Genomic DNA, 25,331 nt, shown 5'->3' with positions numbered 1-25,331 from the left:
AAATGTATAAAGTTTTTGTGAACGACAAACCACTTTTTTTGACAAATGAAATCTCCCGTGAGACAGATTTTCAATTGTTCTTGTTAGAAAGTATTGATATCGAACAGCTTATCATAAAAATTTTTCAAAATAAAATTCAAAAAGCCATTTTATATCATCCCGACGAAAGTGAGATAATGAAAACCCTCAAGGCCAAAATTCCGGTAAATAAAGCCGGCGGAGGTTTTGTGTACAATAAAAAAGGAGAGGTTTTATTCATCTTCAGAAACGGAAAATGGGATTTACCTAAGGGCGGAATCGAGAAAGGCGAGGACATTGAAGCCACCGCCATGCGCGAAGTTGAGGAAGAAACGGGCGTAAACCAACTTCGTATTGTTCAAAAACTTCAAAAAACGTATCATATCTTTAAACGCAACGGAAAATACAAACTAAAAATCACGCATTGGTTCGAAATGCATTCTGATTTTGAAGGAACGCCACACGGACAAATCGAAGAAGGAATTGAAAAAGTAGCCTGGCTAAACCCGGAACAAATCAAAGAAGCGCTTAAAAACTCTTACGAAAATATTAAATTATTATTTGCAGAAGAAAATCACTATAAATAAAAAATCGCAATATTAAATTGCGATTTAAATCAATTTTTATAGTGTAACTTTAGTCTTTATAAGTAAAAATAAACTCCGAATTATAATTTGATATTTTTCCACTATTTTCCATACTAAAGTCTTCGGTCATTTTTGTCATTCTGTCCTTATTATCAAAAGTGTAACCTGCTTTTGAGGTAAAAATAACAGTCAAATTCGATTCTTTAAAAAACTGAGTTTCGGTATATTCCGAAATTAAATTTTCAGAGAGATCAATCATGATGGAAGAATTAAAATTTAAAAAACTGCTTAGATAACTGTTGAGTTTCCATTCTTTACCATATAGCAATTTTTTGTAGCTATAATTATTTTTCAGATTAGTGTATTTATAATTTGTGAAACGTTCACTTAGGCTTCCGTTATTTCCAACTTGACTAGACTTTTCTAAATTGCCGTTCACAAAATCATATTTGAAAAAATAATCCCCTAAAAATGTTGTTCGTTTTTCGATTTCATTATTCGAATTAAACAAAATCTCCAGAGATTCTGGCGGATTGTTTTCAGTAGTTTTTGTCAAAACTATTTTTCCGGCAAGATGCGTAAAAACAAATTTCCCATTCAAAATTTCTTCATTTGCAGGACCTGACAGTTGTTTCATTTCCGTTATTTTTCCGGTATTATTGTACAAGAAAGTCGTAATTACTAAAATTTCTCCCGAGGAATTGTAATCAATTATTTTTGAAACTAAATTCTGGTTGTTATATGTATAGTCACTATGCGTATCGTCATAATTCTTAACCGTTGTAAGTTTTTCATTTTCAAATAGCATATCCTGAGAATTAATAAGTAAGTTTTTATGATAATCATTAAACCTAATAGAACTTAGATTCGTTTTAGTTCCTGGATCAGCAATTTCTTCATTAGAGCAAGAAACAATTGTAAGTGCGGCAAATAAAACGATTATTTTTTTCATCTTTAATTTTTGTTTTAAGTTATATTCTTAAGTACAAAAAGCCTGAAAAGGTTGCGCAGCGGTTGAAAATTAAAATTTGGAACTTAATAATTAGGGCGTGCCATCATCCCGATAAAAGGGCTAATTCACTTTACGCATATTCGCCCTTTTATCGGGATGCTGTCGGGCTATCCGCACTGCTTCGGCAGTTAGCTTCTATCCCTCACGCAGAGCGGCACTTTTAAGCGTAATTTTTGTTTTGGTTTTTGTGTTTGCAGATTTATAATAATTTTTTGAAAAAGAAAGCTGCCCTAAAGAAATTTAATGATATTTTTACTCAACTGTACTAATCAATAATCATAAACTTAAATAAACCTATGGATTCATCTTAAATGAATGAAAATGAGAAAAATATAAAAACAGAGATAAGAGCTTTCAAGATCAAAACATTATCATTTCCTAAAATTATTTTATATAAAATGACAAAAAAACTACTTAAAAAAATAAAATCTGCAACGCCATTATTCAAACGTACAAGCATACTAGCGTTATTAATTATTGTTGGTTATTCATGTTCAAATGACGAGACTGGTATAGAGACAGGCAGCAGTGCTAAAGCAATTACTTCTTTTTCTTTTGCAAACCCTGCAGTAACAGGTACAATAGATGAAAATACGCATACCATTTCTGTTAATTTTCCTGCCGAAACTGATTTGACTAGTTTAGCAGCAACTTTTACCACAACGGGAACTAAAGTTACTGTTGGTAATGTTGATCAAATTAGCGGTACTACTAAAAATGATTTTAGTAAAGCCATAACTTATACAGTTATTGCAGAAGACGGCAGTAAACAAGATTATACTATAACTCCTCCTAATTCTGCAGCGATTTTAGGTTTTACTTTTGAAGATGGCAATAGTGAGGTATATTGGAAATTGACAGGGCTTAAAGAAGGGACAAATACAATTTACAATGCTCCGCCAGATGTTAATTTTGAAACCGGATTTCCAATTTTGCCTGCTGGAGCAGAAGTGACTGATGCAGGAAGTAATGAAGAAAGTGATTATAACACAACAGGATTTACATTTACAGTAACATCTGCTGATAAAAAAACAAAAAAAACATATACTATTAAAATTCCGGTTTATAATAAAGATACAAACCCTTATGGTATATATACACCAGTACAATTATGGTCTCCAAGTTATTATCTTAAAGAGAGTTTTAAAGTGATGAACGACATTACAATGCCTCCCGTAGATGGTACTGAATATGCACTAGGTTCTAATTATGCTACCATGGGATGGAATGCTATTGGAGACTTTGAAAGCTTTGTAGGAACAATAGATGGGAATGGTCACGTAGTGAAAAATTTGACTATCAAACGAGATAGTACTGATGATATAGGATTTATTTCTGTATTAGGTGCTAAAGGTGTTGTAAAAAATCTAGGACTTGTTTCAGTAAATGTTACAGGCGGCGGAAATGTAGGTGCGCTTGTAGGTTCAAATAACGGAGGTACTATATCTCATTGTTATTCTACCGGAACTGTTACCGGAGCAGCCTTCTCGGTTCAAAGACATGTAGGTGGTTTAGTTGGAATTAACAATGATGCAAATGGAAAGCCAGGCAAGCTTTTAAATAGCTACAGTACTGCTAATGTTACAGCCGGTGCTGATACATACGTTGGTGGTTTAGTAGGTTACAATTACCTTTGTACCCTGCAAAATTGCTACGCTACAGGTTCTGTAACAGGAACATATAAAAAGGGTGGAGCACTTATAGGAAAAAATGCCTGCGAAATTACTAATTGTTATGCTACAGGAAATATAAAAACCGGAGGCGGATTAGTTGGGTATAACTTTAACTGGAGTACTGCCCCAGATTGTTTTTGGGATGTTCAAACTACAGGTCAAACAACTTCTGATGATGGTGGTGACGCGGTTGGAAAAACAACTGCCGAAATGAAAACAGGAACACCTTATAATAGTACCTGGACATCTGCTAACTGGAAATTTACTGCCGGTAAATATCCAACTTTAGTGGGAGTAGGAGGTCAATAAGATTCTTAGTTCTATAAAATAAATGTAAACCTCGTAATTCAAATGATTTACGAGGTTTTGTTTTTTTGTAAAGAGTATCGATTAGGGTGCTGATTTTAGGTTTTATTTAATTTTTATTTTTAACTATTTCATGTCTCAAAAATCGTACTTTTGTTTAATAAGCAATATATTTGAATTATGAGCACACTAACAAAATAAAACCATATAGGACGAAAAATAAGCCGAATTCGTGAACTTAGAGATATGAAGCAGGAAGCTTTGGCGCAAGCTTTAGGAACAAACCAACAAGCTATATCCGCTTTGGAAAACAGCGAAACGATTGATGATGAAAAGCTTAAACAAATAGCAAAAGCTTTGGGAGTTAGTGTAGAAGCTCTTAAAAATTTTTCAGACGAAGCTGCAATTAATTATTTTAATAATTTCTATGATAATAGTGCACAAGGACAAATATTAAATAATTCTTGCACAAATCTTACTTTTAATCCTTTAGAAAAGTTGATTGATGCTTATGAAGAAAACAAACAACTTTACGAACGTTTAATTCAAGCTGAAAAAGATAAAGTTGAGTATTTAGAGAAGATATTGAAGGATAAATAATTATTCTTTTTACAATATAAAAAGGCCTAATAAATTTTATGTTTATTAGGTCTTTTTTTGTTGTTTTGGTTTATATGTTTGTCGCTAGCGCGAGCGTCCCGCTCGTGACTATTTTGAATTATCTTAAATTGATTTTGATTGCGTTCACGAGCGGGACGCTCGCGCTAGCGGGGGATTTAGATACTGTGGAAGCCTATGAAACTTTTAAAGACTTATATGATATTTTATTTGATATTGTTTATGGTATAAATGACATCTTTGATGATATTCTGGGAGATGATCTGATGTGATAAATAAAAGTTGAATATAAATAAGTCATTTTTTATTTGAAAAGTTAACCTCTTAAATGTCTAATATAATTATCAAGCAAACCCTGAATTTGCTGACTGGCAACAGGATTAGCAGAATGAACGTTGAATTTTAAATTTTGCAAATCTATTCCAGATTCATAAACCAGCCATTTGGCGCAAGCGTAACCATCTTCGGCAACTTGATCATTTTCATCAAGACCTAAATCATTATCAAAACTAATTAATTCAGGAAGTCCTTTTTCAAGAATAACTTTTTTGAAATCATGAGAATTTCTAACCACAACGAAATCATCATTAGTTAGTTTTTTGTAAACCATATTTACATCTCTAATATCGTCGAGAAAGAGTTTATATGACATTTGTTTTTGTTTAAACTTATTTTAATTATCCTCCGCTTGGGCTAGCGTTTAGACAATCTTATTCTTTAATTTGTCCTTGTAATTGAAATAATCCGGATAATTTCATTCCAATTTTTAAATCCTGAAAATTCATATTTTCTTTATTGACAAACATTTCGATAGTAAAGAAATCTGGAATTTCTTCATTAGTTATTAATTTAATTTTTAAAATGTAACCCTTTGAAGGCCTGTTATCAAGTACATCAACTTCTCTAAAATCTTCTAATTGACCTATAAAATCAAAACATCCAAATTCGGACATCTCCTTGTTCGGCATATACATTGTAAAATCTTCACTATAATTTGGTCCCTCTGCTGTTGTATCAGGCATACTGCAAATTTCTAAACTGTAGATTAAACCACTTAATTCAATATTTAATTTTTTATTAGACTTGTATTTTTCTTTATTTATAGCATAATCAGTTGCAAAATATATGAGACCAAATGTATCTCTACCGTTTCCAGTTATTATTGCTTCTAAATTATCAATATTCTCCCATTCGTTTATTTGTTTATTTACTACTTCAATAAAAATATCAGTTTTAATTACAGGATAAACTGTGCGAGTTGTTTCATCAGCTTTTTTAACACCTCGAAAAATTATATTGCCAGAAATGTATTCAGATATTATAATTTCATTATTTGATTTTACTGGTTCTTGAAATAGGACAAATGCAGAATGATGGATTAGAAAATTTCTACCATCTTCATTACCTAAGCGTTCAAAGCCAAAAATTCCTGCCCACATATCGCCAACAGTTCCATTATTTACTTTTTTTATTTTTAGTCCAAATTCATTTTCTGTTACTTGTGGTTCTATGATTATCCTTTCTTGAAAATAATCTTTTCCTTGTTGTAATTCTATATTTAAAATTGAATTATTTTGTTCTCTTGTGAAAGTTGAAATTCCTTTAAATGTAATTTCTTCATCAGCAAAAAAATAAGGTAAACCTAAAAAGCCATTTAGATCATTTGCTTTATATTTTATAGAAATTGCAGTAAATTCATTATTTTTTTTTGCAACCGAATGATTGTTATCGTCTTGAAAGTTAGAATGATAAAGAATTACATAAGATTTTATCGTGTTCTCTTTGATTCTTTTTTCAAATTCAATTTCCATATTTGTAACTACTTCTGTAGCAGAAAGATTATAACTAGTGTCTTCCGCAATATATAAGTAACCAGTTATTTCTCCATTAACTTTTTCATAAGCAGCAATTGGTGCATAATTATTTTGAATTTGCATTCCTATAAAACGAACAATGTATTCACTATAAATTTTTATAAAGTCAAAAACATTATCAGTATTTTGAGAATTAACAACATCTCGTTTTTCAGCATATATTTCATTCAATGATTTTCCACTATGTTTAATTGAGGAGGAAATTAAATTTTCTTCAATTTCAGGTGTTTCAGTTTTTTTATTCTTTTTCAAAAAATTAAAAAGCCCCATTTCAGTATATTTTAGTTAGTTATAAATTTTATTTTTAATATTATGTGTTTTAATTACTTTCAACTTTGTCAAAGTTTTATACACAAAGCTTTGCGATCTTAACGTTTTTTAAAACCACTCAAAATCAAAAAAACTTTGCGCACTTCGCGTTAAAAAATATCGGCAAAATAAAAAAAACTAAAGCACGCGATAAACAGGATACTGCAAATGCGCCTTTTCATAATAAACAGAATGCTTATAAATCCAATCTAACTGCGCTTCAGGATTTTTAGCAAATTCAGCATCAGTTTGTTTTTTAGATTCTAGTTCCGCTTTTAGAGCAGGATTTTCTTTTAAAAGATTTGCCGCTGTATCTTCAAAAATATATTCAGAATAATGTTCTTTTTGCTGTAAAATAGGATCGAAGAAATTCCAATTAAAGAAAGAATCAACACCTTCTGGTTCAAAAGCCTCTACAAGATATTTTACACCTTTTTGGTTTGTTGGAACAATGTAATCTCCTTTGGCGAAAGCCATTTTAACGATTTTAGAAGTTACCGTTGTATTTCGATGTGCATAATGTCCTTCGTAAGCAAACGGAACCGTTTTAAAATCGGCAATTCTGTAACTTTCTACTTCAATAATGGTGTCGTTTTTAATTTGTTTAAATGAGATATTATTGTTTTTCAAAAGGTCAATAATATTCCAATATCCTCTCGGAATAACATAAGCCGTAGGAATCACAACTTCCTTAACCGATTTAAATTCTTTGATATACGGAACGTCTTTTTTATAAGGTTTGCTTCGGTCATAATACAAACGATTTCCGGTTGTAGCATCGCTTTTTTTGTAACCTGCTTCATATCCTAAAAATGAAAATGTTGTGGCTTTTGTGCTGTCTAATTCCCATTTTAAAGTATAGGATTTTTTAGGCTGATATTGTTCCAGATTTTTCACTCGAAGTTCTTTGATTTTTAGATAATTCGCATCGGTAAAATCCAAAGTCGATTTCATGTATTCGTAAGTCATTTTTACACGTTCGGCATATTTTTTCAGCATGTGTGTTTCGACCACAAAACCAATCGTATTAAATAGGGAAGTGTAACCCGTTGTATATCGCGGACTATCGACAAACTGCCCAAAACCTTTGTCTGGCGTATCTTTAAAAGAATCTACATAAGGCGTAGTTTCGATTTTCTTTTTCTGTAAATCTTTTACCAAAGCCGGCATCATTTCATTATTCATAAAATCTCCCAAAACAGTTCCCAGTTTATTATGCTGTGTCATAATATAAGTCAGTTTGTATTGATAATCAGAACCGTTACTGACGTGATTGTCAATAAAAACATCGGCATTTATTTTTTGGAAAATCTCAACAAAGCTTTTTGTATTTCTCGTATCCGATTTCATTAAATCACGATTCAAATCGTAGTTTCTGGCATTTCCTCTAAAACCGTAAATTTCAGGTCCGTCCTGATTTGCACGCGTTGTCGAATTACGATTTAAAGCGCCGCCAATATTATAAACCGGGATACAGACTAAAACGGTATTTTTTGGCGCTTTTAGTTTTCCAATTGCTAAATCTCTATAAAATTGCATCGTTGCGTCGATTCCGTCCGGTTCTCCGGCGTGGATTCCGTTATTGACAAAAAGAACGGCTTTTGTTTTCTGTATTTTATCAAAATCAAATTCCTTGTCAGGATTAAAAGTTACCATGTGCAAAGGTTCACCAGAATCTGTTAAACCCATTTCTTTAATTTGAATTGTTGGAAAATCATTCGCTAAAAGCTTAAAATAAGCAATAGTTTCCTGATATGTAGCCGATTGATTTCCGTTTCCTTTTTCAAAAAAGGTATCGTATTTTTTATTGTTTTGAGCGAAAATGGTAAGCGTAAAAAGTGAAATGATAATGGTAAAAAATCTCATGATTTGGGTTTTTAATAGAAATCAAATATAGGATTTTTGTTTCAAGTTTCAGGTTTCAAGTTTGGTGTACTGTGTGTTTTTTTAACGCAAAGTGCGCAAAGATTTTTTTATATTAAAGGTTTTGAAAAACACAAAGTTCGCAAAGCTTTGAACATAAACTTAGCAAACTTTGCGTAAACCTTTGCGCTCTTTGCGGTTAAAAAAAACTTGAAACAAAAGAAAACCTGAAACTTGAAACCTTTTAATTACTTTTGCAAAATGAATAAAAAACACCATTCTAACAATATACTTTCGAATTTAGGTATTGAAAGCCTAAACGAAATGCAGGAAACAGCTCAGGACACAATCCTGAACGATAACAATGTTTTATTACTTTCTCCAACCGGATCTGGAAAAACACTTGCCTTTTTACTTCCTGTTTTAGAATTATTACAGCCTGAAATTTTATCGGTTCAATGTTTAATTTTGGTTCCGTCCCGCGAACTTGGACTGCAGATTGAACAGGTTTGGAAAAAAATGGGAACGCAGTACAAAGTAAATATTTGTTACGGCGGACATTCAATCGATACTGAAATTAAGAATTTAAGCAATCCTCCGGCAGTTTTAATTGGAACGCCTGGAAGAATCGCCGATCATATTGACAGAGAAACTTTTAGAACAGATAAAATTCAAACGCTGATTTTAGACGAGTTTGATAAATCGCTTCAACTTGGGTTTCACGAGCAAATGTCTTTTATTATTGCAAGATTACCGAAAGTAAATAAAAGAGTTTTAGTGTCTGCAACGTCAGATATTGAAATTCCGAAATATACACGAGTGGTAAATCCAACAGTTTTGGATTTTATTGTAGAAGAGGAAGAAAAAGCAAATCTTTCTATGAAAATGATTGTTTCTCCTTCTAAAGATAAATTAGAAAGTTTGTTCAATTTAATTTGTTCATTAAAATCACAGTCGGCTATTATATTTTGTAACCATCGTGATGCTGCAGAACGTATCAGTGATACTTTAAACGAAAAAGGAATTTATGCTACTTATTATCACGGCGGAATGGATCAGGACGAACGTGAGCGTGCTTTGATTCAGTTTAGAAACGGAAGTATAAGTTACCTCATCACGACAGATCTTGCTGCGCGTGGATTAGATATTCCTGAAATGAAACACGTTATTCATTATCATTTACCTTTAAAAGAAGATGAATTTACACACCGTAACGGACGTACAGCACGTATGCAGGCAACCGGAACGGCGTACATTATTGTTCACGAAAGCGAAAAACAATTAGATTATATCGATTATGGTATGCAGGTTCTGGATGTAAAAAATGTAACTTCCTTGCCAAAACCACCAGAATTTCAAACAATTTATATCAGCGGTGGAAAAAAAACAAAGCTGAATAAATTTGATATCGTAGGTTTCTTTTCTCAAAAAGGAAAACTGGAAAAAGATGATTTAGGTCTTATTGAAGTAAAAGATTTTGTTTCGTTTGCAGCAGTGAAATTTGGAAAAGTAAAAGAGCTTCTGAAAAACATTAAAGACGAAAAAATGAAGGGTAAGAAGTTTAAAATTGAAGTTGCCCGAAATGTCATAAAGAAAGAAGAAGAGAAAAATAAGAAATTTTAGGCTTTTTGAGATAGTTTTAGAGAGTTAGAATTGTATTTATGCTTCTGTATATCAGGTTTTTATTGTTTATTGAACAACATTAACAATTTTGTGTTAAAAAAATAATGAATTGATAGCTGTTTTTTCAATATTTCTGTGTTTTTTTGTTGCAGTAAAATTGTAAACCCCAAATCCACTATGAAAAAGATTATTACCATTGCCATTTTGTTCTTTAGTTTTGTTTCGTTTGCACAAATTAAAGTTATTGAAACAGTTCCTGTAGAGAAATTAGGAAAAGTAAATAACAACTACATTCAGAAAATTGGAGACGAGTATACTGTATACTACACAAGTATCTTAAACGATGATGATTCTTCTCCTTTGAGAAAATTTTCTTTTAAAAACGTTAATAATGATTATACTAACCTATATAACATTATTATTGGCGGTTTTACAGCGAGTCCGTTATATGATATTAAATTAGAGTTACCAAACAACTATATTTGGTTACACTACACAGGAAATGTTGTTCCAGACAAAGCTACAGTTCAATTTATGGTTTCAAGCAAAGATAGAGACGCAGCAACAAACAGCGTTTCTGAGCCATTAGTTAAAGATCAAATCAGCAAATTATTCCAAAAGTAATTTGTTGTCAAAAACAATATATTGAAAAAGGCCGTTCAGTTTTTGAACGGCCTTTTTTTTGTTTCAGAATTCAGGGTTGCCTAGCATTATCTTGATTTTAACCGCAAAGCACGCAAAGTTTTTTTTAAATTTAAGGCTTTCTAAAAAGCGCAAAGTTCGCAAAGCTTTGTAAATAAAACTTTGCGAACTTTGCGTTAACTTTTGCGTGCTTTGCGGTTAAATAACTGAGTAAAAAAAACTTAGAATCTCAGCATCTTAGAACCTTAGCAACTTTAAAAAGAACTATATCTTTTTTACATACTGCGTAATAATAACAATTTGCTGTCCATCAACTTTTCCTTCGATGTATTCAGCATTTTCATGATCTAGACGAATGTTTCTTACGGCAGTTCCTTGTTTGGCAACCATACTTGATCCTTTAACTTTAAGATCTTTAATTAATACAACAGAATCTCCGTGTTGTAAAACAACGCCGTTACTATCGCGGTGAACCAGTTTATTTTCATCATCTTCACCTTCGCCGGTTGCTTGTGCCCACGCCAGTGTATCTTCGTCTAAATACATCATATCCAGTAATTCCTGAGGCCATCCTGCAGAACGTAAACGGCTTAACATTCTCCAGGCAACAACCTGAACCGGAACATTTTCATTCCACATACTGTCGTTAAGACATCTCCAGTGATTTAAATCAACATTATCAGGATTTTCAATTTGGTCAATACAGGTGTTACAAGCTAATATAGCTTCATCAATGCCGCCTTTTTGAGTTGGTAATACTTGGTATACTTTTAGGTTTTCTTCAGCGCTGCAAAGTTCACATTTAGATCCGCTTCGTTTGCTTAATTCTCTTTCGATGCTCATTATTTATTGTTTGTTTTAAAATGCGAAATTACTTATAATTTGCTTCGCTTGCAAGTTTGAGGATTTTGGTCATTGCGAGGAACGAAGCAATCTCATTTGCTGAATTTTAGCAAAGTGAAAATCATAGTGTGTTTGCTTCGTTCCTCACAATGACTTTGCGTGTGTTTAATTATTTCTGTACCCTAACCGCATCCGGAACCAATAATTCATATTCACCGCCGTTTCGTAATACATCACGAACAATACTTGAACTGATATAAGACGTTTTTGCAGCAGTTAATAAAAACACCGTTTCGATTTTAGAAAGACGTCTGTTAGTGTGTGCAATGGCTTTTTCAAATTCGAAATCGGCAGGGTTGCGCAAACCTCTTAAAATGAAATTGGCTTTTAGTTTTTTTGCTAAATCTATGGTTAATCCTTCATAAGTGATAACCGAAATTTTTGGTTCATCTTTAAAGGTTTCTTCAATAAAGCGTTTTCTTTCTTCTAATGAAAACATGTATTTTTTTTCGGCGTTGACACCAATGGCAATTACGATTTCATCAAATAAAGAAATCCCTCTTTTGATAATATCTTCGTGTCCAAGTGTAATAGGGTCAAAAGAGCCCGGAAATATTGCTTTTCTCATTTTTTTGAGGTTCTAAGGTTCTGAGTTACTAAGATTCTAAGTTTTAATTGAATTGTGTTGAATCTTAGTTTTGAGTTTTATTTTTACGTTATTCTAAGCGTCTTTATAGCCGAAACCCATTCGTCTTTTTTGCAGATTTCGCAGTTTGTGGTTCCTTTTTGAACTTCTTGTGTGTGACCGCAGAAAGTACAGGCGTAAATTCCGTCTGTTGAAATTATTTTACTTTTTTTATTGAACAAAGCAGGTAAAATAGGTAAGCCGTATTTTACATCTTTGTCTTCGTAGAAAAACACACTTATTTCGCCGCTTGGTTCAATAAAAGCATGTTTTACCTGCCCTAAATGTTCGATTGATTTTACGCGAAGTTCTGAGAAAAATTCGTCTTGTGCCAAAGTTTCTTTTTTAAAACTCGATACAGAAAATTTTCCGTCGTTAATTAAACATTCGGTTTTGCCTTCTATAAATTCTTCAAATTTTTTGCTCTTTCCGGTAAGCCATGTTACAGAACGATACAGAATGATAATAACTAAAAAAACAATTGCTGCAGGGACGATTCCAACATCTTCATAAAACATTGGGTCGCCGGCAGCAGAACCTAATGCAATGATAATTACGGTTTCGAAAATCGATAATTGTTTTACACCTCTTTTACCGGCCAGTTTTAATGTTAGCAGTAAAATCGTGAACATTACTGTCGAACGAAATATTACTTCCAAAAGAAAAACTTGTGGGAGTTCATTAAAGAATAGTCTGTTCCATTCGAAGATTTCTTTCATTTTTTTTCTTTAGAGGTTCAAAGGTTCAAAGGTGCAGAGTGACAAAGGTTCAAAGGTTTTGACTTCGCTCAGTCTGACAATTTGGTGTTTAAAAAATAAGGTTCTGAAATCTTAGAATCTCAGAACCTTAGTGTCTTAGGAACTATGCCAAAGCTAGTTCGATCGCATTTGTAAATAATTCTTCCAGGGAAATTCCGGCTGCTTTTGCTTGCTGCGGAATCAAACTTTCAGTTGTTAAACCCGGAATTGTGTTCATTTCCAGCATATATGGTTCGTTGTCTACAATGATGAATTCGCTTCTTGAAAATCCCTTCATTTTTAAAACTTCGTAAGCACGTTTTGCTGTTTCTCCCACTTTTTTTGTCAGCTCGTCAGAGATTCTGGCTGGTGTGATTTCTTGTGATTTTCCTTCGTATTTGGCTTCGTAATCGAAGAAATCGTTATCAGATACAATTTCGGTAATTGGTAAAACGATAACTTCTCCTTTATAATTAATTACGCCCACAGAAACTTCTGTTCCGTCAAGGAAACTTTCTATGATAATTTCGTTGTCTTCTTTATACGCTACTTCAATTGCGATTGGAAGTTCGGCTTCCGTTTTTACTTTTGATATTCCGAAACTTGAACCTGCTTTGTTTGGTTTTACGAAACATGGAAGACCAACTTTTTTAACGATTTCTGCTGTATTGATTTCGTCGCCTTTATTTAGATAATAAGAAATAGCGGTTTTGATTCCGTATGGTTTTAAAACAGATAATAAATCTCTTTTATTGAAAGTCAATGCCGATTGGTAATAATCGCAAGACGATTGCGGAATGCCTAATAATTCAAAATAAGCCTGCATTAATCCATCTTCGCCCGGAGTTCCATGAATGGCGTTGAAAACACAGTCAAATGTGATTTTTTCTCCATTTACCGTAACAGAAAAATCGTTTCTGTCAATTGGGAATTCGGCGTCGTTTGCGTCTACATAAACCCATTTTTCTTTGAAGATATGAATTCGGAATCCGTTGTATTTTGTTTTGTCAAGATATTGGTAAACAACGTTTCCGCTGATAAGCGAGATTTTGTACTCGCTTGAATATCCGCCCATGATGATGGCAATGTTTTTCATTTATATGTTTTGTTTTATATTTTGTTTCAGGTTTTCTTTGTTTCAGGTTTCAGGTTTTTTGCCACGAATTTCACGAATTTTCACGAATTATTTTTTTGAAATCTGTTTAGATCTGCAAAATCTGTGTGCCAACTACATCCAGCATTCACTAGGGTTATCTGCCTAATTGAGGAGTTTATTGTTTTAAACAAAATTATCATTTTTTTTGAAATGAAATACTTTATCTTTGCGACAACTAAAAATAAATTTATGAGTTTACGTAAGTATTTAACTAGCCGAGTGTTTTTCTTGCAGGTATTAAGTGCGGCTGCTATTGTTGCGGTTTTGGTTTATTTGTTTATGCATTGGTTGACTTTTACAACTGATCACGGACACGAAATTGCTGTTCCTAATTTAGCCAGACTGACTGAAGAACAAGTTGAAGAAAAACTGGACGAGCTAGACTTAGATTATGTGCTTTTGGATAGTGTTGATTACCGAAGTGAATTTCCGAAATATAGTGTTGTAGAGCAGGATCCGCTGCCGGGAACTAAAGTTAAAGTAGGAAGAAAAATATATATTAAAATTAATTCTTCGGGATTTTCGTCTGTAAAAATTCCTGATTTAATTGAAAAAACATATCGTGAAGCGGTGCCAACTTTAAAAGCTTTAGGACTTGAGCCAGGAACGATTACTTATATTCCAAATCTTGGAAAAGATATGGTTTTGGAAATGCGTTTAAAAGGCAGAAATTTAAAAGTAGGAGACCGTGTGTTGAAAGCGTCTAAAATTGATTTGGTTTTAGGTGACGGAAAAGCGAGTTATGTAGATGATAGTCAGGCAGCAGATAGTACAGCAGTGCCTGAAGAAACCCCAAAAGATGAACAATAATATTGAAGAAAATTTAGATCTGGAAGACGAATTATTCGAACATTACAGATTTGAAGTACCAAAAGGTCAGGCGTTTTTACGTATTGACAAATATTTGCTGAATTTGATTCAGAATGCTACGCGTAACAAAATTCAGAACGCAGCATCTGACGGAAATATTTTTGTAAATGACATTCCGGTAAAATCAAACTATAAAGTAAAACCTTTTGATGTGATTACGGTTATGTTATCGCATCCGCCGTATGAAAACCATATTCTGCCGGAAGATCTTCCGATTAATATTGTATATGAAGATGATGCCTTTTTATTAATCAATAAAGAGCCGGGAATGGTCGTGCATCCGGGTCATGGAAATTACACCGGAACTTTGGTAAATGCTTTGGCTCATCATTTTGATAATCTGCCAATGAACAGCAGTGAACGTCCTGGTTTGGTGCATAGGATTGATAAAGACACATCCGGACTTTTGGTTGTTGCCAAAACAGAGGTGGCAATGACGCATTTGGCAAAACAATTTGAAGCTAAAACTACAGAACGTGAATACATCGCCCTTGTTTGGGGAAATGTTGCGGCAGAAAGCGGAACAATTGAAGGAAACCTTGCGAGACATTTAAAAGACCGCATGCAAATGGCTGTTTTTGCTGATCCTGAAATTGGTAAACCGGCAATTACGCATTATAAAGTTTTAGAACGTTTTGGTTATGTTACTTTGATTTCCTGCAAACTGGAAACCGGAAGAACGCACCAGATTCGTGCGCACATGAAGCATATCGGACATCCGTTATTTAATGACGAACGTTACGGCGGACATTTGATTTTAAAAGGAACTACGTTTACAAAATACAAACAGTTTATTGAGAATTGTTTTAAAGCATTACCGCGTCAGGCGCTGCATGCTAAAACGCTTGGTTTTGTTCATCCAAATACTGGAGAAATGATGCGTTTTGATACCGAGTTACCGCAGGATTTTCAGGATTGTATTGAAAAATGGCGTACTTACGTGAAATCGCATAATACTGAAGATGAAGAGAATTAATTAGATAATTTCTTTAACTGAAATAAATAAAAAGCTCCTTTTGGGAGCTTTTTGTTTTACCATAATTTTATTATCGTTCCAATTTTCTGTAGAGGCGCACTGCAGTGCGTCTAACGTATTGTGGATATTCGTTGCGGAGACGCTCCTTTGTGGAGTTTTTTTATGATTCAATTTTAATATTTCTGTTTAAAAACAATGAAATAGTGCTTGCAATTTCATGTGCTTCCTTTTCGTGTAATCTTTGTTTAATGGTATAATCATGAGATGAATCGGGAAATATGTCAAGATAAACCATCCAGCCTAAATTATACGAATTTATATAGCAAATATTTACTGATTTTAGTTTATAAAGATGACAGCGAAACTTATTGTTGATATATAAATTTTCCTCTTTTATGGTAATTATGTGATTTCTGTTTTTGTACCACTCAAAATAATCCTTAAATACAATGCAACCAATAACTAACCAGCTAACGGACAATGACAGCCATTGACTTTGTAAAGTTTGAATATCTATTTGCGTAAGAACTATAATGGCTATAGAACTAGTAAAAAGCACTGGAAAAATTAAGGATGATTTGTTTAAATCAAATGAAACAATTATTTCGTTATTTCCATTCTGTTTAATACTGTATTTCCGCATTCTGCCGATTTTTATATTTCTTTAACTCAACTCCGAATGATATTTTATTTTACCAATTGATCCTGTTGGATTTGGTATAAGTTCGAAAACAGAAGTAGGGGCAAGACCTTGTTCGATTCGGTGAGAAACGTATAGAATTGTAACGTTTGTTTCTTGTTTTATGGTGTTGATAAGCTGAATTACCAAATCTACATTTTCGTCGTCCAGACCTTCTACAGGTTCGTCTAAAATTAATAAAGGCGGATGTTTTAAAACGGCACGAACAATCAACGCTACTCTTTGCTGACCAATAGAAAGATCAATGAAACGTTTTTTTCTTAAATGCGTCATTTCAATAACTTCCAGCCATTGCGAAACAATTTGTTTTTGATGCGTTGTTGGCTCAATATAGAGACCGATGGAATCGAAAAAACCGGAAAGAATCATTTCTTCCAAAGTGTGCCCTTTTTGAAATAAATCGGTCATGGAAGTTGCGAAGATTCCGATTTGTTTTTTGATGTCCCAAACGCTTTCTCCGCTTCCTTTTTTTCTTCCGAATAAATATAAATCCTGACCAAATCCTTTTGGATTATCGCCTGTAATTAAAGATAAAATCGTGCTTTTTCCGGAACCGTTTGGACCGATTAACTGCCAGAATTCGCCTTGTTTAATAGTCCATGAAATGTTGTCGAGAATTTTTCTTTCCTCATAACTAACTGAAACATTCTCCAATTTTATTAATACACTTTCGTGGAAGGAATGCGGCTCAATCGCTTTTGGAATTGCAGATGTATTTAAGGTTTTAAAATGATGTTCGGTTTTTGAAATGGGGTGTAATTCAAAAGTATTGTCGTTGATCTGTGCTTTATTCGGAACAAATTCAAGAACATCAACCACACGATTTAAGAGCTGAATAATAGCGATTTCATTAGTCAGATCTTTTAATGAATCTGCTAAAATTACTCTCGAAGCCTGATCTAAATGATCAAACGGATTGTCGAAAATGATAAAATCCGGTTTTTGATTGATGCAGTATTTTAAAAACTCTTTTTTACGTTCGCCTGATGAAAAGGTGCGTAATTGTCTGTGTGATTCAGGAGATGCTTCTACGCTGTCGTATTGGTATTCTTTTTCGATGAATTTTTCAATTGCAATGTCTGAGAATAAAATCCCTTTTTGAGTATTAAAAACGGCTAATTCTCCTTTTGCTTCTCCATTAAGTAAACTGTCTATGAATGCTTTTTTATTTACCTGATTAGATAAAAGTATATCCCAATGCTGCATTTTTTATTTTCTATTTTTAAACTGTTGTCTGCATTTTAACACATAGTAGCATAGCTTTTGAAACTTAAATAAAGGCGTTTCACTTGCATTAATAAACATAGTACGCTATGTGTTAGAAGTATGCTTCTTTTTTATACTCTTTTAAACACAATAAAAATCTATGTTTCTATGTGTTTAAAAAAGAGATTATTTTGTTTCTTTCGTTGCCATTTCGCGATCATTTCTTGACCATTCGCTCCAGGAACCTACGTAAAGTTTTGGAATTTCTATTCCGGCATAATCCAAAGCTAATAAAGTATGACAAGCCGTAACGCCCGAACCGCAATGTACAATTACATTTTCTGATGATTTATTATTTAAAACTTCTTGATATTTTTCAGCTAAAACTTCAGGAGATTTGAAAAGACCGTTTTCGTCCAGATTTTCACTAAACGGAACATTTACAGCTCCCGGAATATGTCCGGCAATTAAATCTAAAGGTTCTGTAAGTCCGTCAAAACGATTTTTATCTCTTACGTCGATTACGATATTTTCGTTGTTGTTTCGGGCTTTTTCGACTTCTTCAATAGCAGCCGTTTTTAAATTCCATTCTGAAATTGGGTAATTTCCTGTTTTATCAAAATTTTCGATTTCTGAACTAACAGGAAAACCAGCTTTTACAGCTTCTTGTAAACCTCCATTTAAAACCTGAACTTTTTCATGATTTGCAGCTTTTAGCATCCACCAAAATCTCGCGGCTGCATTTGAACCATTTTTATCATCATAAATTACAACATGAGACGAAGGTGAAATTCCGAGTTTTGAAAGCACTTCAGAAAACTTTGAAAAGGAAGGCAGAGGATGTCTTCCGCCATTTTTCGGATTGCAGTCGACTGTTGCTAAATCTTTGTTTAAATCAACATAACGAGCGCCTTTTAAATGTTTTGCTTTGTAATTTTCCTCGACATTAATTCCTGCTCTGGCATCGATTAAAATGATTTCTGAGGAATTAAGTTTTACTAATTCTTCAGCGTTTATGATGGGAGAAAGTTTAGACATTTTTATTGCATTTATTTTTTAGAAGTTCCTAACCAAAGCAATGCATCAAGAATGAACTTGCTTTCGTTTTTATTTTCAAAAGTGTACGAAAGCGTTTTGTTGGTTTTACCTTCGTAATCAATATCATTGTGTCCCATATTGACATACAGCATTTTGTAGTTTTTGTTTGTCCAAACTACAGGGTAATAACCTTCATGCCAAATTTCATGTGCTTTTGGTCCGGTTCCTAAAGGAAAACTACTTTCGTCAATTGCCAAAAGGATTTTTATATCCGGATTTTTTCTAAGATCGTTGCTCCATCTGTACCATTCGTTTGGTGCAGAACTAAAAGTTTTAGGCAGATTTTTGACTGCCGGATGCTGATTTTCAACCCTTAAAACTGCCGATGTCGGGCGCCATGTATTACTTCCGTATTCTCCAGAACCTAAAAACGTATTATGATACCAATCCCAATTTTGAGGATAACTTGAATTGTTTAAAGCAAAGGCCGAAAAATGAAATCCCATGAAACCGCCGCCGTTTTCCATGTATTTTTGAAAAGCTTCACGCTGTTCTTGAGTTTCGGGTCTTGTATCTAAAAATAAAACTACCTGATAATTGGCTAAAAATTTTGCGTTTAAATTGTTCCAGTTATCTGTAGAATCATAAACAAAATGATTTTCTTCGGCTGCTTTTGGGAACCATTTGTTGGCTTCATGCACAAAACTTATGTGTGCCTGATCATTTTTTGCTGTGTAAAAAGCAATTACTTTAAACTTTGATTTTTCTTTTTTATGCTGAGAAAAACCTGCGAAACTTGCTAAAAAAAGCAATACTAAAACAGCTTTTTTAGTCAGCGAATAAATTGGATTTAAATTTGCCATCGATTTTTTTGGATTAACCTGGAATTTTTTCAATTAAAATTTCGTTTTCTGCGCTGTCAAAATAAGTGCAGGTCATTTCGATAATATCAACTCTCCATTTTGCAATTCCACATTGTCCGGCATGATTACAAAAAGTAAGGTAATCTGTTTCTCCTTGCTGGTGTTTTACCAAAAACTCGATAAAAAGCTCTTTGTTTACACTTACGGCAATCGAAATTGGATTGTATTTTTCATCAGATGTAACAGAATAACCATTTACACCGTAATATTCAACGTGTCCGTCATTCACGAAAGTGTCGTAACCTTTTACGCCCAAAATGATTAAGTCTTGTATATAATTTGGAAAATCGGCACCGCTTTTTACTTTAGCATGTGCTTCTTTGATTTGGTCAATTGTAAACATATTATTTAATTTTAGATTATTAGTTAGTTGTTGTCTGCCACGAATTTCACGAATTTTCACGAATTATTTTTTCAGTATTATGTAAATAAAAATTAGTGTAAATTAGTGAAATTCGTGGCGAATAAAAATATAATTCGTGGCAAAACCAAAAATATATTATTTCAAAAATACGATTAATGGTTTTATAAATTGATCGAAAGATTCTATATGTGGTAAATGTCCGGTATTGGGAACTTCAACCAATTTTGAATTCGGAATTGCTTTTTGAGTTTTTTTGCCTAATTCAGCATAATTTCCCATTGTTTTTCGAATTTCTTCAGAAACTAAAGTCTTTCCTATTGCGGTTTTATCTCTTGTTCCGATGATTAAAAGCGTTGGACTTTTGATATTTTTGAATTCGTATAAAACAGGCTGTGTAAAAATCATATCGTACATTAAAGCAGAGTTCCATGCTGCTTTATTATAATCTGGAGCAGAAGTCCAGCCGGCAGAAAGTTCGGCCCATTTTTGATAATCGGGATTCCATTTTCCGTCATAATAATTTTCCATTTGGTATTTTTTGATGGCCTGATAATTTTGTTTTAATTCCGATTCAAACCACCAATCGACGGGCTTGTAAGGAACGACAAGTTTCCAGTCTTCTAAACCAATTGGGTTTTCGAGAACTAATTTTTCGGCAGTTTCAGGATACATTAGCGTAAATCTTGTGGCTAACATTCCGCCCATAGAATGTCCTAAAATGGTAGTTTTTGTGATTCCCAAATGATCGAGTAATTTTTTTGTATTCTCTGCTAATTGCTGAAAAGTATATTGAAAATTATCTGGTTTTGATGATTTGCCAAAACCAATTTGATCCGGAACAATTACGCGAAAACCTGCTGCAGTTAAAGCTTTTATTGTGGTTTCCCAATAAGCTCCGTTGAAATTTTTTCCATGAAGTAAAACAATGTTTTTGTTATTGTAGTTGTCTGGTTTAATATCCATATACGCCATTTTTAAATTTTGGCGCTGATTATTCAATTCTAAAAACTGAACTGGAAACGGATATTCATAATTACTTAAATTGATATCTAACGGCTTTATTTTTTCTTCTTGCGAAAAACAAAATAAGGGTAATACTAATATGATGAGTTTTATAATTTTCATTCTGATGCATTTTATTAAGAATTATAAATTTACCGCTATGCATTTTGAAAAGCAAAAATTAAAGTCTTAAAATTATCAGAAAAAAGAGAAGAAATAGGTTTTTAGATTATTTTTTTAGCGTTATAACCCTTTGCGGATAAGGAATATCAATCCCAGCTTCGTCAAAACGTTTCTTAATACTTTGCAGTAAATCGCAATACATTACAAAACCGTCTGTAGAGTTTTTTGCCCAAGCCCAGGCTTTTAATGTTACGCTTGAATCGGCCAAAGCCACAACTCTTGCTACGACCAAAGGCGTTTTTTGTTTTTTATTTTCGGCAGTTCTGGTGTCAATAAAAAGTGGATGTTTGGCAATTTCATCCTGCATCATTTCTAATGCTTTTTCAACATTTGATTCGTATCCAATTCCTATTTCGATTATTTTACAGCATTTGGTATCGTGCATATTAGTATTAACAATAATCTGATTGCTGATAACAGAGTTTGGAATTATAATTCTGTTATTTTCGGCATCTTTTAAAACAACTTGCCTCAAATTGATGTCTTCAACTGTACCGACAAAATTATTGATTGTAATTTTATCGTTGATTCTGAAAGGTTTAAAAATCACCAGAAATATTCCGCTTACAATATTGCTCAAAGCTTGTTGCGAAGCTAAACCTGCGACCAGCGAAATAACTCCGGCCCCGGCTAAAAAGGAATGTCCAATTATTTTAAATTCCGGAATTTGAATTAAGGCAAAAGCAAATCCTAAAATATAAATTACGGTTATAATAAAATGTTTTAAGAATTTTAATCCGGTAGGGTCATATTCTTTATCGCTTGATTTTCGATATAAAAAATAACGAAGCACTTTTTCTGTTATGGAACCTAAAACTACCGTTGTAATGGCTATAATAGCAATAAAAATTCCTATTCTAAAGTCTTTTAAATAATCGATCATAGCTTTGAGAATTTTTGTATTAATGTGAAATTACAGATTCGATTAACCATTTTCCGTTTACTTTTTTCAGGTTAAATTCTATTGGCATAACAATATCCTGATTTGGAGAAACAACTATCCGGGCAGTCGAATCTGTAATTTCTTTTTCGAAATATTGAGCGTCTTTTTCTTTGTCCAAAAAACGGACTTTTTGATCATCCGGAATGCTTTTTTCCATTTTTTTAAGGGTTTCTAAATTCATTAAATTGCCCTTATTAAGAATCACGAATTCTTTTGCAGCCTTAAAATCAAAATGATTTGTTGCTGCTAAATAGGCCGTAACAGTTTCTTTTGGAGTTGCGATTTCCTTTTTTGATTTATGGGATTCACAACTTGTAAAAACAGTAAGAAAAAATAAAAACGCTATAGAATATTTCATTTGTTTTGTATTTTACAATCCAACAAAATCATCACTTTTCGGGAAAATGCTTAAAGCCTGAATTGCAATTTCGGGAGTTGGAGAAGCCAGTTTTCTAAGTTTGGTATCCATCCATGCACCGTCGACTGTGATGGTTGCACAAAGTGTATCATCTTCTCGTCTAAATTCGTGAATGATAGACCAGCGCGAAGCATCGGCTTTCATTTTTGATGTTTTGGTATGAATAAATATTTTGTCTGAAAGTTTTAATTCTTTTCTAAAAACACATTCTTCCCTAAATAAAACGGGACCAAAACCCTGCGTTTGCATTACTCTTAATGTCAAACCAAGTTCTTCGAGAATTTCAATACGATGCTGTGCACCAAAATCGTAATAAGCACTGTGACGAACGTGAAAATTTGGGTCAAGATCTGACCAGCGAAAAGAGATTTCCTTAATAAATGAAGCCATTTTTGTATTTGTATTTTAATAATTTTCTAAATGCTGTTCAAAATTGTTTTTAGAACATACATTTTAAAAAATCTAAATTACAAATAAAAACTGAATGGAACTGAGAAAGTAAAATCAGGATTAAACTATATTTTCAGTTTACCGATGTTTTGTTTTATGATGTTTTTATCTGAAACAGAATTGGCAAGCAGCAAAGCTTTTTCGAAATGTTCGAGTGCTTTTTTATTGTCAAGATCAGTATATAAGTTTCCTAATAAAGAGTAATAAAAATGATTATCAGTCAATTGTAATTTTTCTGCTTCAATAATGGCGATTTGCTTTCTGTTTGTTTTTGCTAAAGCAAATGTGCGGTTGAGCGCTGCAATTGGAGAATATTCGAGAATTAATAACTGGTTGTAAAGCTGTAATATGTTTTCCCATTTCTGGGCAGAATCTTCTTTTTGTGTGTGCCAATATGCGATTCCGGCTTCAAGATGGTATTTCGTAAGTGTGTTTCCGGTTGATGCTTTACCAAGAAAATAAGTGCCTTTTTCAATAAGTTCCTGATTCCAGAGTGTTTCATCCTGATTTTGATATAAAATCGTTTCTCCGTCGCTGTTTGTTCTGGCATCAAATCTTGAAGAATGAAAACACATTAAGGAAAGCAAGGCGTTTACAGGCGGCAGGTTTGTTGCCGGATTTTCGATTAATAAAAAAGTCAATCGCATCGCTTCGGCACAAACGTCTTTTCGTAAAATTGTATTTTGAGAAGTCGAATAATAACCCTCTGAAAATAATAAATACAGCGTTGTTAAGACATTTTCAAGTCTGTTGTTTATTTCAGAATTGCTGGGCTGCTCAATTTTTACATTGGCTTCTTTTAGTTTTTCTTTGGCACGATTAATTCTTTTGTAAATCACTTCTTTATTGTTTAAAAAACCGTCTGCAATTTCCTGAATTCCAAATCCGCATAACAGATTTAGTGCTAATGCAATTTGTGCTTCGGCAGAATTTATAGGATCGCAAACTGTAAAAATCATGGCTAACTGACTGTCGAAAATGTTTTTATTGGATAAATCAATTTCAATTTCTTCAGCTTTATTGGCATTGTGTTTTACTTCGACCGCAATTTTTTGTTCAAATAGCGTATCGCGTTTTAAGTAATTTTTTGTTTTGTTTTTAGCAACAGTATAAAGCCACGCCGTTGGGTTTTCGGGAATTCCTTTTACGCTCCATAATTCTGTTGCGGCAAGAAAAGTATCACTGGTAATATCTTCGGCAATTTCGATATTTTCAATTCCGAATAAATAACAGAGTACCGAAACTATTTTTCGGTACTCTGTTCTAAATAAATTGGGTAAAAGCTGACTTTCTTCCATTTTATAAAATTCCTTTTTAAAAGAATAAGAAGTTTTTTTTTATAATTATGCTCCGGTTACGGCCATTCTAATTTCTACATTTCCGCCCAATTCTAAAATCGGACATCCGTTTGCAATACTTACAGCTTCGTCATAATCTGTCGCTTTTATTATAATCAAACCGCCAATTGCTTCTTTAATTTCGGCATAAGGCCCGTTGATTACGCTTTTGTTCGATTTTACAATTTTGCCTTCACCATCCCAGCGCTGTAAAGGTTTTGCTAACTTGTCCTGAGCAGCGATTCCGCCCAGCCAATCCTGCCAAAGTTTAAGTGAATCCTGCAATTCCTGTGGAGAAGGCTGCGTTTCTTTAGTAATATAATCTCTTCTGAATATTAATATAAACTCGTTCATGATATTATTTTTTTAATGTCAATGTTTTGATGTGATAATTATTTTGATTAACCGAATTGTCCAACTTTGTAAGTTCCCGGTTCGTTAGGAAATGCAAGGTTGATACGGTTCCAAGTGTTAATATTTGTAATTGCCAAAGTTAAATCAATTAATTCCTGCTCAGAAAATTCGCTTGCAGCTTCTTTATAAACTGAATCTGGTACATCACATTTTGTTACAGCCTCTGCCCATGCAAATGCAGCTCTTTCGCGATTTGTGTAATATGAAGTTTCTCTCCATGCACTTAATCCGTATAAACGTTGTTCTGTTTCTCCTTTATGGCGTGCATCTTTATAATGCATATCTAAGCAATAGGCACAACTGTTGATTTGTGAAACCCTAAATAAAACTAATTCTAAAAGAGCTGATTCTAAAGATGATTTTTTTAAATAGCCGCCAATTCCGTAAAGTGTTTTTAAAGCGTCTTGTCCTTTTTCGTGAATGTTAATTCTTGTTTCCATTTTGTATAAAGTTTTAATGTTATACTCTAATAACAATCGAACTTTCGGAATTGGACAAAATATTTTATTTTATTTGAAATAAATTTGAAAATAATTAAAAACCCTTGTGTTTACAGGACTT

27 protein-coding genes are annotated in these 25,331 nt (G+C 33.1%); 7 read left to right on the top strand and 20 right to left on the bottom strand.

Features of this window, described 5'->3' with window-relative positions:
- The first annotated feature begins 2 nt into the window (after window positions 1–2).
- Window positions 3–605: an NUDIX domain-containing protein gene (locus J2Y38_RS07725; RefSeq protein WP_309841038.1), complete on the top strand. Its 603-nt coding sequence runs from the start codon at window positions 3–5 to the stop codon at window positions 603–605.
- 49 nt (window positions 606–654) lie between these two features.
- Here J2Y38_RS07725 and J2Y38_RS07720 read toward each other — a convergent pair whose 3' ends face one another.
- On the bottom strand, window positions 655–1,557 hold the full coding sequence (locus J2Y38_RS07720; protein ID WP_309841037.1) for a hypothetical protein: 903 nt from the start codon (window positions 1,555–1,557) through the stop codon (window positions 655–657).
- Window positions 1,558–2,015: 458 nt separating this feature from the next.
- Here J2Y38_RS07720 and J2Y38_RS07715 point away from each other — a divergent pair, with 458 nt between their 5' ends.
- Both J2Y38_RS07715 and J2Y38_RS07710 read left to right on the top strand, forming a co-directional pair.
- On the top strand, window positions 2,016–3,599 hold the full coding sequence (locus J2Y38_RS07715) for a GLUG motif-containing protein (protein ID WP_309841035.1): 1,584 nt from the start codon (window positions 2,016–2,018) through the stop codon (window positions 3,597–3,599).
- Window positions 3,600–3,803: 204 nt separating this feature from the next.
- Window positions 3,804–4,196 (top strand): helix-turn-helix transcriptional regulator, encoded by a 393-nt coding sequence (locus J2Y38_RS07710; RefSeq protein WP_309842058.1) that lies wholly within the window; start codon window positions 3,804–3,806, stop codon window positions 4,194–4,196.
- 334 nt (window positions 4,197–4,530) lie between these two features.
- On the opposite strand, the gene J2Y38_RS07705 is transcribed toward J2Y38_RS07710, so the two are convergent.
- From J2Y38_RS07705 to J2Y38_RS07695, 3 genes are all read right to left on the bottom strand, one after another.
- Window positions 4,531–4,866, bottom strand: a complete 336-nt coding sequence (locus J2Y38_RS07705; protein ID WP_309841033.1) for a cyclic-phosphate processing receiver domain-containing protein — start codon at window positions 4,864–4,866, stop codon at window positions 4,531–4,533.
- A 58-nt stretch (window positions 4,867–4,924) separates the two neighbouring features.
- Complete coding sequence (locus J2Y38_RS07700; protein ID WP_309841032.1) at window positions 4,925–6,358, bottom strand: hypothetical protein; 1,434 nt, start codon at window positions 6,356–6,358, stop codon at window positions 4,925–4,927.
- Between the two features lie 177 nt (window positions 6,359–6,535).
- The gene (locus J2Y38_RS07695; protein ID WP_309841031.1) at window positions 6,536–8,263 is read right to left on the bottom strand and encodes a M14 family metallopeptidase; all 1,728 of its coding nucleotides are present in this window, start codon (window positions 8,261–8,263) and stop codon (window positions 6,536–6,538) included.
- 258 nt (window positions 8,264–8,521) lie between these two features.
- Here J2Y38_RS07695 and J2Y38_RS07690 point away from each other — a divergent pair, with 258 nt between their 5' ends.
- Together J2Y38_RS07690 and J2Y38_RS07685 are read left to right on the top strand one after the other, a co-directional pair.
- Entirely contained in the window at window positions 8,522–9,883 is a 1,362-nt protein-coding gene (locus J2Y38_RS07690) for a DEAD/DEAH box helicase (protein ID WP_309841029.1), read from the top strand.
- Between the two features lie 177 nt (window positions 9,884–10,060).
- Complete coding sequence (locus J2Y38_RS07685) at window positions 10,061–10,507, top strand: hypothetical protein (RefSeq protein ID WP_053473527.1); 447 nt, start codon at window positions 10,061–10,063, stop codon at window positions 10,505–10,507.
- Window positions 10,508–10,789: 282 nt separating this feature from the next.
- On the opposite strand, the gene J2Y38_RS07680 is transcribed toward J2Y38_RS07685, so the two are convergent.
- The 4 genes from J2Y38_RS07680 to J2Y38_RS07665 all read right to left on the bottom strand — a co-directional run bounded on the left by J2Y38_RS07680 (window position 10,790) and on the right by J2Y38_RS07665 (window position 13,886).
- Window positions 10,790–11,368, bottom strand: coding sequence for a PhnA domain-containing protein (locus J2Y38_RS07680; RefSeq protein WP_309841028.1), 579 nt, complete (start codon window positions 11,366–11,368; stop codon window positions 10,790–10,792).
- A 169-nt stretch (window positions 11,369–11,537) separates the two neighbouring features.
- On the bottom strand, window positions 11,538–11,996 hold the full coding sequence (gene coaD, locus J2Y38_RS07675) for a pantetheine-phosphate adenylyltransferase (protein WP_057122611.1): 459 nt from the start codon (window positions 11,994–11,996) through the stop codon (window positions 11,538–11,540).
- Between the two features lie 83 nt (window positions 11,997–12,079).
- A complete protein-coding gene (locus tag J2Y38_RS07670) occupies window positions 12,080–12,772 on the bottom strand; it encodes a YetF domain-containing protein (RefSeq protein ID WP_309841027.1) in 693 nt (230 codons plus the stop codon).
- 142 nt (window positions 12,773–12,914) lie between these two features.
- The gene (locus J2Y38_RS07665; RefSeq protein WP_309841026.1) at window positions 12,915–13,886 is read right to left on the bottom strand and encodes a D-alanine--D-alanine ligase; all 972 of its coding nucleotides are present in this window, start codon (window positions 13,884–13,886) and stop codon (window positions 12,915–12,917) included.
- 249 nt (window positions 13,887–14,135) lie between these two features.
- Here J2Y38_RS07665 and J2Y38_RS07660 point away from each other — a divergent pair, with 249 nt between their 5' ends.
- Together J2Y38_RS07660 and J2Y38_RS07655 are read left to right on the top strand one after the other, a co-directional pair.
- On the top strand, window positions 14,136–14,756 hold the full coding sequence (locus J2Y38_RS07660) for a PASTA domain-containing protein (RefSeq protein WP_053473522.1): 621 nt from the start codon (window positions 14,136–14,138) through the stop codon (window positions 14,754–14,756).
- A complete protein-coding gene (locus J2Y38_RS07655; protein WP_309841022.1) occupies window positions 14,746–15,792 on the top strand; it encodes an RluA family pseudouridine synthase in 1,047 nt (348 codons plus the stop codon). Before J2Y38_RS07660 ends, J2Y38_RS07655 begins: the two co-directional genes overlap by 11 nt.
- A 160-nt stretch (window positions 15,793–15,952) precedes the next feature.
- Here J2Y38_RS07655 and J2Y38_RS07650 read toward each other — a convergent pair whose 3' ends face one another.
- From J2Y38_RS07650 to J2Y38_RS07595, 12 genes are all read right to left on the bottom strand, one after another.
- Complete coding sequence (locus J2Y38_RS07650; protein WP_309841021.1) at window positions 15,953–16,435, bottom strand: hypothetical protein; 483 nt, start codon at window positions 16,433–16,435, stop codon at window positions 15,953–15,955.
- Between the two features lie 21 nt (window positions 16,436–16,456).
- Window positions 16,457–17,698, bottom strand: coding sequence for an ATP-binding cassette domain-containing protein (locus tag J2Y38_RS07645; protein ID WP_309841019.1), 1,242 nt, complete (start codon window positions 17,696–17,698; stop codon window positions 16,457–16,459).
- Between the two features lie 186 nt (window positions 17,699–17,884).
- On the bottom strand, window positions 17,885–18,736 hold the full coding sequence (locus tag J2Y38_RS07640) for a sulfurtransferase (RefSeq protein ID WP_309841017.1): 852 nt from the start codon (window positions 18,734–18,736) through the stop codon (window positions 17,885–17,887).
- Window positions 18,737–18,747: 11 nt separating this feature from the next.
- Window positions 18,748–19,599, bottom strand: coding sequence for a ThuA domain-containing protein (locus tag J2Y38_RS07635; protein ID WP_309841015.1), 852 nt, complete (start codon window positions 19,597–19,599; stop codon window positions 18,748–18,750).
- A 13-nt stretch (window positions 19,600–19,612) separates the two neighbouring features.
- On the bottom strand, window positions 19,613–20,002 hold the full coding sequence (locus J2Y38_RS07630; RefSeq protein WP_256634196.1) for a DUF1398 domain-containing protein: 390 nt from the start codon (window positions 20,000–20,002) through the stop codon (window positions 19,613–19,615).
- A gap of 156 nt (window positions 20,003–20,158) precedes the next feature.
- A complete protein-coding gene (locus tag J2Y38_RS07625) occupies window positions 20,159–21,148 on the bottom strand; it encodes an alpha/beta hydrolase (protein WP_309841011.1) in 990 nt (329 codons plus the stop codon).
- A gap of 106 nt (window positions 21,149–21,254) precedes the next feature.
- Window positions 21,255–22,091 (bottom strand): mechanosensitive ion channel family protein, encoded by an 837-nt coding sequence (locus J2Y38_RS07620; protein WP_309841009.1) that lies wholly within the window; start codon window positions 22,089–22,091, stop codon window positions 21,255–21,257.
- A gap of 19 nt (window positions 22,092–22,110) precedes the next feature.
- On the bottom strand, window positions 22,111–22,509 hold the full coding sequence (locus J2Y38_RS07615) for a hypothetical protein (RefSeq protein WP_309841007.1): 399 nt from the start codon (window positions 22,507–22,509) through the stop codon (window positions 22,111–22,113).
- Between the two features lie 12 nt (window positions 22,510–22,521).
- Window positions 22,522–22,959 (bottom strand): thioesterase family protein, encoded by a 438-nt coding sequence (locus J2Y38_RS07610; protein ID WP_053473514.1) that lies wholly within the window; start codon window positions 22,957–22,959, stop codon window positions 22,522–22,524.
- Between the two features lie 125 nt (window positions 22,960–23,084).
- Window positions 23,085–24,317 (bottom strand): DUF6596 domain-containing protein, encoded by a 1,233-nt coding sequence (locus J2Y38_RS07605; protein WP_309841005.1) that lies wholly within the window; start codon window positions 24,315–24,317, stop codon window positions 23,085–23,087.
- Between the two features lie 45 nt (window positions 24,318–24,362).
- A complete protein-coding gene (locus tag J2Y38_RS07600) occupies window positions 24,363–24,710 on the bottom strand; it encodes a YciI family protein (RefSeq protein ID WP_309841004.1) in 348 nt (115 codons plus the stop codon).
- Window positions 24,711–24,757: 47 nt separating this feature from the next.
- Window positions 24,758–25,210: a carboxymuconolactone decarboxylase family protein gene (locus J2Y38_RS07595; protein WP_309841003.1), complete on the bottom strand. Its 453-nt coding sequence runs from the start codon at window positions 25,208–25,210 to the stop codon at window positions 24,758–24,760.
- Between the last annotated feature and the right edge of the window lie 121 nt (window positions 25,211–25,331).

This window comes from Flavobacterium sp. 2755, from assembly GCF_031455715.1.
Lineage (GTDB): Bacteria > Bacteroidota > Bacteroidia > Flavobacteriales > Flavobacteriaceae > Flavobacterium.
The sequence above is the reverse complement of the archived record's forward strand: the minus strand, read 5'-3'. Positions and strand labels throughout refer to the sequence as shown.